Origin of the sequence: Paraburkholderia sp. GAS334, assembly GCF_050436625.1 — a bacterium.
Lineage (GTDB): Bacteria > Pseudomonadota > Gammaproteobacteria > Burkholderiales > Burkholderiaceae > Paraburkholderia.
This window is the reverse complement of sequence record NZ_JBNDMO010000072.1, coordinates 1-7,763: the sequence shown is the minus strand read 5'-3', so window position 1 is coordinate 7,763 and position 7,763 is coordinate 1. Positions and strand designations below refer to the sequence as shown.

At 61.5% G+C, this 7,763-nt stretch carries 6 protein-coding genes and 1 pseudogene; 1 reads left to right on the top strand and 6 read right to left on the bottom strand.

Going from position 1 to position 7,763, the window contains the following annotated elements:
- Positions 1–188: 188 nt before the first annotated feature.
- From P3T21_RS37990 to P3T21_RS37965, 6 genes and pseudogenes are all read right to left on the bottom strand, one after another.
- The gene (locus P3T21_RS37990) at positions 189–1,829 is read right to left on the bottom strand and encodes an acyl-CoA synthetase (protein WP_429260987.1); all 1,641 of its coding nucleotides are present in this window, start codon (positions 1,827–1,829) and stop codon (positions 189–191) included.
- Between the two features lie 31 nt (positions 1,830–1,860).
- A complete protein-coding gene (locus P3T21_RS37985; protein ID WP_429260986.1) occupies positions 1,861–2,766 on the bottom strand; it encodes an SDR family oxidoreductase in 906 nt (301 codons plus the stop codon).
- 161 nt (positions 2,767–2,927) lie between these two features.
- A pseudogene (locus tag P3T21_RS37980) lies at positions 2,928–3,055 on the bottom strand (ABC transporter substrate-binding protein); the annotation flags it as partial.
- 22 nt (positions 3,056–3,077) lie between these two features.
- Positions 3,078–5,324: a molybdopterin cofactor-binding domain-containing protein gene (locus P3T21_RS37975; protein ID WP_429260985.1), complete on the bottom strand. Its 2,247-nt coding sequence runs from the start codon at positions 5,322–5,324 to the stop codon at positions 3,078–3,080.
- 10 nt (positions 5,325–5,334) lie between these two features.
- Complete coding sequence (locus tag P3T21_RS37970) at positions 5,335–5,808, bottom strand: (2Fe-2S)-binding protein (protein ID WP_429260984.1); 474 nt, start codon at positions 5,806–5,808, stop codon at positions 5,335–5,337.
- Between the two features lie 57 nt (positions 5,809–5,865).
- Entirely contained in the window at positions 5,866–6,705 is an 840-nt protein-coding gene (locus P3T21_RS37965) for an SDR family oxidoreductase (protein ID WP_429260983.1), read from the bottom strand.
- A 103-nt stretch (positions 6,706–6,808) separates the two neighbouring features.
- On the opposite strand from P3T21_RS37965, the gene P3T21_RS37960 reads away from it, so the two are divergent.
- Positions 6,809–7,750, top strand: coding sequence for a LysR family transcriptional regulator (locus P3T21_RS37960; protein WP_429260982.1), 942 nt, complete (start codon positions 6,809–6,811; stop codon positions 7,748–7,750).
- Positions 7,751–7,763: the final 13 nt, after the last annotated feature.

Here is a 7,763-nt window from a genome sequence, read left to right as displayed (position 1 = left end):
GGACCGCTCCCCAAGCTACCGCGCGACAGCTACGCGAGCGGTCAAGTCTCTATGACGTCTCCCATCACATCTTTGAGCGCTAGTAAAACGCTGAGCGAGGAAAGCGTTTGTAGGCGCCCTTTTTGGTTCGATGATTTCCTCTGTACATAGATGTTTCGACTGCTCGGAGCAGAGAGTACGCTGGACGACTAAGTCCCATTTTCGCTGACAACTTGCAGACGCAATTCCTTCCGCATTACCTTGCCGGTGGCGGTCATTGGCAAGGTTTCAACGAAGCGAATTTCGCGAGGATACTCGTGAGCAGCAAGCCGGGTTTTCACATGTTGCTGGATATCACGCGCCAGATTTTCATCACCGACAAACCCTGGGTTGAGGACGATAAACGCCATCACGATCTCCGTGCGCGCACTATCGGGCGCCCCAATAACCGCAGCCATATAGACAGCAGGGTGGCGCAGTAAAGAGTCCTCAATTGCTCCGGGTCCGATGCGGTATCCTGCGCTCGTTATAACGTCATCGTCGCGGCCGACGAAGCGAAAGAAACCATCCTGATCGCAGGTCGCCAGATCTCCCGTGACGAGAAACCGGCCCCGATACTTCTCGCGGGTCGCGGCTTCATGTTGCCAGTAGCCCAGGAACATGACAGGGTCAGGGCTCTCGACGCCGATATTCCCGATCGTCCCGGGTGGCTGCTCCTGTCCCGCATCATCAACGATCTTAACGCGATGCCCCGGCACGCACCGACCGATTGCGCCAATGCGTGGCTCGTAGAGGGCAGCGCAAGATGAGAGAACGACGTTGCACTCGGTCTGACCGTAGAACTCGTTGATTGTCACACCCAGTGTGTTCCTACCCCACTCGATCAGCTCCTCGCCTAAAGTCTCACCACCACTTGCAACGGATTTAAGCGACAACGACCAGCGTTCCGGCCGCTCCACAGTACGCATCATCTTCAAAGCTGTCGGCGGAAGAAACGTATGCGATACACCGTGACGCTCCATCAGATCGAATGCCGCCTCCCCATCAAATTTCGCAAATCGCCTCGCGAGCACCGGAACGCCGTGATGCCACGCCGGGAGCAGGACATCAAAGAGACCCCCAATCCAGGCCCAATCAGCAGGGGTCCACATCAAGGTTGCGTCGGTCGGAAATCCTTGCTGTGAAAGCTCGACGCCCGGAAGATGTCCCAGCAGCACCCGATGCGCATGAAGCGCCCCTTTAGATTTTCCGGTAGTTCCAGACGTATAAATAATGACGGCGGGGTCATCGGCCGTCGTTTCGACGGGCGTGAAATCACTGGACGCAGCTTGCAACTCGCCCCAGAACGAATAAATCCCTGCTTGAGTTCCCGTCTCCCCACCGTCGACGCTATAAATGCCTTGCAGTTCTGGCAGCGACTGTCGGATGTCCCGTAATTTCTCGATGCCTGAAAGATCGGTAATTAGCGCGACGGTGCCGCTGTCGCCCAAGCGGTGCTCAATAGCATCGACGCCGAACAAGGCAAAGAGTGGAACCGCAATCATGCCCGCTTTGTACACAGCCAGATGCGCTATCGCCGTTTCAGCAGACTGAGGAAGGAAAATCGCGACCCTGTCACCACGGCGCGCACCATGACGCAGAAGCGAATTTGCAAAACGGTCCGACAGCGATTTCAGCTGATCGAACGAATACTTCGTCGCCGTCCCATCATGGTCCTCATAAATGAGGGCCACGCGCCCGCTACCGTCGGCCCACTTGTCGCAGGTGTCCACGCCAATGTTGTAGTTTGCAGGGATATTCCAGGCAAAGTCCGCTGTAACACTCTCGTACGTCTGTCCTTCTAGCTTCATCTCCGCCCCCAACCATCAAAGTACCTCTGTGCTAGTCCTGGAGCCCTTTAGGCGGTTCGTAGCGAGGGAACCCGTTATATTCGGTGATTCGCTCAGCGTTGGCGAGCGCCCAGGAATGTCGGGCGTTGGGAACCCCACCGTCCACGCGGATCACTGTACCGTTAATGAAGGCCGATGCCTCCGAGAGTAGGAAAACCGCAGCGCTCGCGAGCTCAGATTCGGTACCAAAACGTTGAAGCGGCACTTTATGCTTCAGTTGGCGAAGCAATGCCTGGTATTCTTCGTTATAGCTGTCCATGCCTGCGGAGGCGATCCACCCCGGCGCCACGGCGTTCACCCGAACGCCGGCATGCCCCCATTCACAGGCTGCTGTCTCGGTCAAGTTCCAGACACCCGCCCGTGCGGCGCCCGAATGCCCCATCCCGGGCATGCCCCCCCAAATATCCGCGAGCATATTCACGATCGCACCACCGTGACCCGCCATCCATTGGCTAAAGCACTCGCGCGACATGAGGAATGTCCCGTGCAAGTTGTTACGCACTACAGCGTCCCAGCCATTCAGTGAGATTCTTTCCAGCTTTGCCGGGAATTGTCCGCCGGCACAGTTAAACAGGCCATCGATGCGACCGAAGTCCGCGAGAGCCGACGCAACCGTCTGTTTCACGCTGGCTTCATCGCGAATATCGCAAGAATATAAGCCGATTCGGTCCGCACTTTCCGGATAGTCCACATTAAGCTCGTCACGAACCGCAGTCAGTTTGTCCGGATTCCGTCCGACCATGATCAGCGTCGCGCCCAGCGAGGTAAGCTCGTGCGCCGTACAGCGACCAAGGCCACTTCCGGCACCGGTTACCATCACAACTTTTCCGTCAAACAGGTCCGGTCGAAACACCGAACGGTAGCGGGCACTGACTGATTCATTTACGCGGTCCTTCATATCGTCTCTCCGATTTGGCGATGCGGGCGCCCGGCCTTTGGTGCCGATTGTTCCGTAAAAAAGGAACTCCGTGAATCGGCTGCAGGTGCAATCATGTTGCTCGATCACAGTCCGAGCTTTGCTTGCAAATCAGTATCTTTAAAGACTTAAAATACGAGAAATTAATTGCATAGATTGCAGCGCGCCTCTGCCTTGGTGGTAAAGGCCTGCTCGCCAGGGATAGTGGCTCGACAGGCGTTTTAACCCGCATCAGATACATATCGTGAATCATGCTTCCATCTGGGCGGATATCCGCCGCTGACTGTGTCGGGTCATGCCAGGTTGAACGGCAACTGGCGCTGCGGCTTGCCAGTCAGCCGTGCGATGGCGTTGGCAAACGCCGGCGCCAGCGGTGGCAGGCCGGGTTCACCCATGCCGGTGGGTGCATCGGCGCTGGGCACGATGTGGACATCGAACTCCGGTATGTCGGTGATGCGGGCCACGGTGAAGTCGCCGAAGTTACTCTGCTGCACTTCACCCTCCTTCAATGTGATGGCGGCGCCAGGCAGACACATAGACAGCCCCATGACCGCCGCGCCCTGCACCTGGGCTTCCACACTGCGCGGGTTCACGGCCAGGTTGCAATGCACCCCGGCTGTGACACTATGCAACACGGGACGCGACTCTCGCACCGAGGCCACCACCACGTAGGCGACCACCGAGTCGAAGGACTCATGCACGGCCACGCCCCAGGCACGGCTGGTCGGCAATTGGTTCTTGCCATAGCCGCTCCTGTCCACCGCCAGTTGCAGCGCAGCGCGGTGGCGCTGGTGCTTGTCGCCGAACAGGCGCATGCGGTAAGCCACCGGATCCTGCTTCGTGGCGCGTGCGATATCGTCAAGCAAAGTCTCCATCACGAAGGCAGTGTGGGTGGAACCCACGCTGCGCCACCACAGCACTGGCACGTTGGGCGTGGGGTGGTGCACGGTCAGGCGCATCGGCAACGGGTAAGGACCACGCATGCCCTCCGTGGCCGTGGCGTCGATGCCGTTCTTCACCTGGAATTCTTCGAATACCGTGCCCGAGGTAATCGACTGGCCAACAATGACATGGTCCCAGGCCAGCACGTTGCCGCGCACGTCGAAGCCGATGCGTGCGCGGTGCAGATGCATGGGGCGGTAGTAGCCGCCCTTGATGTCGTCCTCGCGGCTCCAGAGCGTACGCACCGGCACGTTCAGGCCAGCGGCGCGAGCGGCCTTGGCGACTTCGCAGGCCTCGACCACGTAGTCGCTCGTGCCCACGAAACGCCGGCCAAAGCCGCCGCCTGCCATCTGCACATGCATCTTCACCTGCTCGGGCTTGAGACCCAGCGCGCGCGAGGCCGCGACACCGTCCAGACCTGGACACTGGGTGCCGACCCACAGATCGGCACGCCCGTCCGATAGCTGGACAGTGCAGTTCAGCGGCTCCATCGGTGCGTGGGCCAGGTAGGGGAACACGAACTCGGCTTCCAGCTCGTGCGGGGCAGTGGCTAGCGGTGCCATATCGGCGTCGAACTGGCGTGGGCCGGGGCGAGCGGCCAGCTCGCGGTACTGGGCCAGCAACTGTTCGCTGTTCACCTTCTCAACCGAGGCCGTGTCCCACTGAAGCTTCAGCGCATCGCGTCCCTGCTTCGCCGGCCAGTAGCCGTCGGCCAACACAGCCATCCCTTCGCCACCGCGGTCCAGCGGTACGCGCAGCACGGCCTTCACTCCCTTGATGGCGCGCGCGGCGCTGTCGTCCACCGTGGTCAGTCGCGCGCCGAACACGGGCGGATGCGCCACCACGGCGGTGAGCTGACCGGGCAGGTGTGTATCGATGCCGAAGTCCTCACGTCCACTGCTCTTGGCCCGCGCATCGAGGCGCGTGGTGGGGCGGCCGATGATGCGGAAGTCCTTGGGGTTCTTCAGCAAGACCTTCTCCGGCACGGGCAGGGACATGGCGGCCTCGGCCAGTTCGCCGTAGCTGAGCTTCTGACCACCGGGGCCCAGCACGGTCCCGGCCCGCGTGCGTAGCGTGGCCACGCCCACGTTCCATCGCGCTGCCGCCGCGGACAGCAGCATCGCCCGGGCACGCGCGCCGAGCTCGCGGTATTGCGTGAAGCTGTTCTTGATCGACTGGGAACCGCCGGTGAGGTGAATGCCGAAGAGCGGGTCGACGTAGGCGGCGTCGTTCGAGCCCTGCCGGCTGCGCACCAGGTTCCAGTCCGCGTCGAGCTCCTCTGCCAGGATCATCGGCAAGCCGGTTTGCACACCCTGGCCGAACTCCAGCCGGTTGATGGTCACCGTGACCTCGCCACCAGGAGCGATTTGCACGAAAGCCGATGGCTGTTGCGTCGGCTTCAGGGCGCTGGCCGCCTGGCCGCTGCCGTTGGTTTGGCCTATGGCCAGGTAAGGAAACACGCCGAGCGCCAGTCCGCCGACACCCGTCAGCTTCAGGAAGCTGCGGCGCGGCAGCGTGGCGGCTTCCCCTGCCCGGCCCCCGGTCAGCAGGCGCTGCAGGGCGCGTGGCATTTCGCTGTAGTCGAATTCAGGCAACATGGTGGCTCCTTCAGGCTAGGGCCCTGGCGGCGTCGGCCACCGCGGCGCGGATGCGGGCATAGGTGCCGCAGCGACAAATGTTGCCCGCCATGGCCGCGTCGATCTCGACGGCGGTAGGCTGCTTGCCGCGGGGCAACGACTTCAGGAACGCCGTGGCGCTCATGATCTGGCCGCTTTGGCAGTAGCCACACTGGGCTACGTCGTGCTTGACCCAGGCTGCGTGCACGATGGCGCCGACTTTGTCGCTGCCGTCGGTGGTGGCTTCGATGGTGGTGATCTGCCTGCCTTGGGCCACCGAGATCGGCGTAATGCAGGAGCGGATGGCCTGCCCGTCCAGATGCACGGTGCAGGCGCCGCACAGCGCGGCGCCGCAGCCGAACTTCGTGCCGGTCATGCCCAGCGTGTCGCGCAAGGCCCAGAGAATGGGGGTGTCCGGGGCGACGTCGACCGTGTGCTCACCACCGTTGACATGGAGCGTGCTCATGAGGGGTCAGTCCTTCGCAGGTTAGGTGTGTCGTGGCAAGGGCGACTCGCCTCGCGATCAGAAGCCGCCGTCCGTCGACTTAGAAAGCGCCTCGAAGGCGTGCACTGCCTTTAATCGAGCCTCCACAGCCGGCCCGACCACCGCCAGTGCATCGCTTCCGGCCACGAACACTCTGGGCGGAGTATCCATGCCCACAAGCTTTACCAGGACCTGGCCGAGCTTGTCCGGGTCGCCCGGTTGCCTGCCGGCGTAGGGAGACCACATCGCCTCGGCGCTGACCTCGGCGGCTGCGTAATCGTCGATGCGCTTGTCCGGCCATTTGGCGTTAGCTGCGTCCAGCAGATCCGTGCGGAAGAATCCTGGCTCGACCACCGTGATCTTGATGCCGAACTTTCCGACCTCCTCCGCCACAGCGAGCGAAAGGCCCTCCACGGCGAACTTGCTCGCGCTGTAGGCGCCGCAGTGCATCAGACCGACAGCGCCCGCCACGGAACTGACGTTGACAATGTTTCCGGAGCGTTGCTTGCGCATGACCGGCAGCGCTGCCCGCATCACGTTGTTCACGCCCCAGAAGTTCGTCGCGAACAGGTGTTGAATGGCCTGCGTTCCCAGTTCCTCGAAATTGCCCAGCAGGCTGTAGCCGGCACTGTTCACGACTACATCGATACGACCGAACTTTTTTTGCGCCTGTTCGACCGCGGCCGTCGCCTGGGCCTCGTCGGAGACGTCCAGCGGGAGGACCTCCAGGTTCTCGCCGGCCAGGTCGCGCAGGGCATTGCCCACTTTGGCCAGGTTCCTGCCTGTGGCAACGACTCGATCACCTGCCTTCAATGCGGCCCTGGCCGTACCAGCGCCGATACCACTGCCGGCACCTGTGATAAACCACACTTTACTCATGGCTCAGACTCCCAGTTCTTTTCAATGCCCTTCACTCTAGGCCGATGGATCAAGAAGAAAAACGCCCTGGTACTGAACACGCTTTGAAGATATTCTTCAAAGTATGAGACTCAATCAGCTTGATGGACTGCTCGCATTCTGGAAGGTCGCGGAGCACCACGGGTTCTCTGCCGCCGCGGCAGCGCTCGAGGTTTCGCCTTCCGCGCTCAGCCAGGCGATTCGTCATCTGGAGGCCCGGCTCGGCGTCAGGCTTCTCAACCGGAACACGCGCAGCGTCAGCCTCACTGAAGCCGGACAGGCATACCTGTCCCGGATTGGACCGGCGTTGAGCGACGTGCTGGAAGCCGGAGAGCAGCTTCATGAGCTTCAGGGCCGGCCATCGGGCGTCCTGCGCATCAACGCAGCGCGAATCTCGACCGCGATGGTCCTCCAGCCGCTGCTGGCCGGGTTCCTGAAGGCCTACCCGGACGTCCAGGTCGAGTTGACGAATGACGAGGGCTACGTGGACATCGTCGAAAGAGGGTTCGACGCCGGCGTTCGAATGGGAGAGAGTGTCCAGAAGGATATGATCGCTCTGCCACTCGGTGGCCCGGTCGCCGTATCCATCGTTGGATCGCCTGACTACTTCAAGCAGCATCCCGTGCCGCGGCACCCCTCCGATCTGATCCATCACAACTGCGTGCGGTTCAGGTTTTCAGGCAGCGGGGCCATTCACAAGTGGGAGCTCGAGGTCGACGGCCGCATCGTCGAATACGAGATCAGCGGCAACCTCACGATCAGCGACTCGTTGTTCTCGGTTGAGGCTGCGCTGGATGGCATTGCACTGGCGTACACGTTCGAGCAGCTCGCGCTTCCTCACATCCGGGCCAGAAAGTTGAAACGCGTCTTGAGCAGCTTCTCACCGACTTTCCCCGGGTTCTACCTGTACTACCCGAGCAGACGCCAGCAGCCTGCCAAGCTGAAGGCCCTGGTGAACTACGTGCTGGCGCATTCCAGCTCCGGGACGATTGGAATGTCAGCGACCGTACCCGCGACAGACGTGTAGTAGTACGTCCATT

What these genes read in the sequence shown, in the direction of transcription:
- P3T21_RS37990 (WP_429260987.1), bottom strand. Translation starts at nt 1,829, where the DNA reads ATGAAGCTAGAAGGACAGACGTACGAGAGTGTTACAGCGGACTTTGCC.
- P3T21_RS37985 (WP_429260986.1), bottom strand. Translation starts at nt 2,766, where the DNA reads ATGAAGGACCGCGTAAATGAATCAGTCAGTGCCCGCTACCGTTCGGTG.
- P3T21_RS37975 (WP_429260985.1), bottom strand. Translation starts at nt 5,324, where the DNA reads ATGTTGCCTGAATTCGACTACAGCGAAATGCCACGCGCCCTGCAGCGC.
- P3T21_RS37970 (WP_429260984.1), bottom strand. Translation starts at nt 5,808, where the DNA reads ATGAGCACGCTCCATGTCAACGGTGGTGAGCACACGGTCGACGTCGCC.
- P3T21_RS37965 (WP_429260983.1), bottom strand. Translation starts at nt 6,705, where the DNA reads ATGAGTAAAGTGTGGTTTATCACAGGTGCCGGCAGTGGTATCGGCGCT.
- P3T21_RS37960 (WP_429260982.1), top strand. Translation starts at nt 6,809, where the DNA reads ATGAGACTCAATCAGCTTGATGGACTGCTCGCATTCTGGAAGGTCGCG.